Source organism: Pseudomonas sp. RA_35y_Pfl2_P32, from assembly GCF_963970735.1.
Lineage (GTDB): Bacteria > Pseudomonadota > Gammaproteobacteria > Pseudomonadales > Pseudomonadaceae > Aquipseudomonas.
The window spans coordinates 1-604 of the sequence record NZ_CAXAQF010000136.1; the positions used below are offsets into that span (position 1 = coordinate 1).

Below are 604 nucleotides of genomic sequence, written 5' to 3' on the forward strand. Positions count from 1 at the left end.
TCCTGATCTCGAGCTACACAACGGGCTCGGTCGCGGGTTACAGCCTGCTGGCGGTCGGGCTGATGAACGCCATCATGTTCCCCACGATCTTCAGTCTTGCCTGTGAAGGGCTCGGCGCACGTGCGGCAGATGGATCGGGAATCATCAACGTTGCGATCTTCGGCGGTGCCGTGCTGCCCCTGGCGACCGGAACGTTGGCGGATGCGAGCGGAAGCCTGACGCTCGCGCTGCTTATTCCGGTGGCGTGCTATGTGGTGATCTGCGCGTTCGGCGTTTACGCAGCGCGGCCGGCACCCCAATACGCCGACGCCTGAATTCAAAAGCGCAGCGCTGCGATCTCGGCTGGGGTAAAGCCTGCCTCGGCCAGGATCGCGGCCCCGTCGGGTGCGTCCGCCATGCGCGGGGCACTGTCGCGCTGACCGAATAACGCGGCGCTGGAGCGGGCTGGGTAACCCCGCCCGCCGTAACGAAGGTCGCGCGCGCGACGTTGTGCGGGTGCGCGATGGCTTCATCGAAGCCGAGGACGGGGGCGATGCAGGCTTCGTGCCCCTCAAAGGCCGAAACCCAAGCGTCGCGCGTGCGCAGTTTGAAGCGATCGGCGAGG

The 604-nt window shown here is 66.4% G+C and carries 1 protein-coding gene and 1 pseudogene; one reads left to right on the plus strand and one right to left on the minus strand.

Features of this window, described 5'->3' with window-relative positions; all coding sequences use genetic code 11:
- Positions 1-314 (plus strand): annotated as a pseudogene (locus tag AACY45_RS27495) (glucose/galactose MFS transporter); the annotation flags it as partial.
- Here the strand turns inward: AACY45_RS27495 and AACY45_RS27500 are convergent.
- A partial coding sequence (locus AACY45_RS27500) for a CoA transferase (RefSeq protein ID WP_339548605.1) occupies positions 232-604 on the minus strand: 373 nt, incomplete at its 5' end. The pseudogene AACY45_RS27495 and the gene AACY45_RS27500 overlap by 83 nt on opposite strands.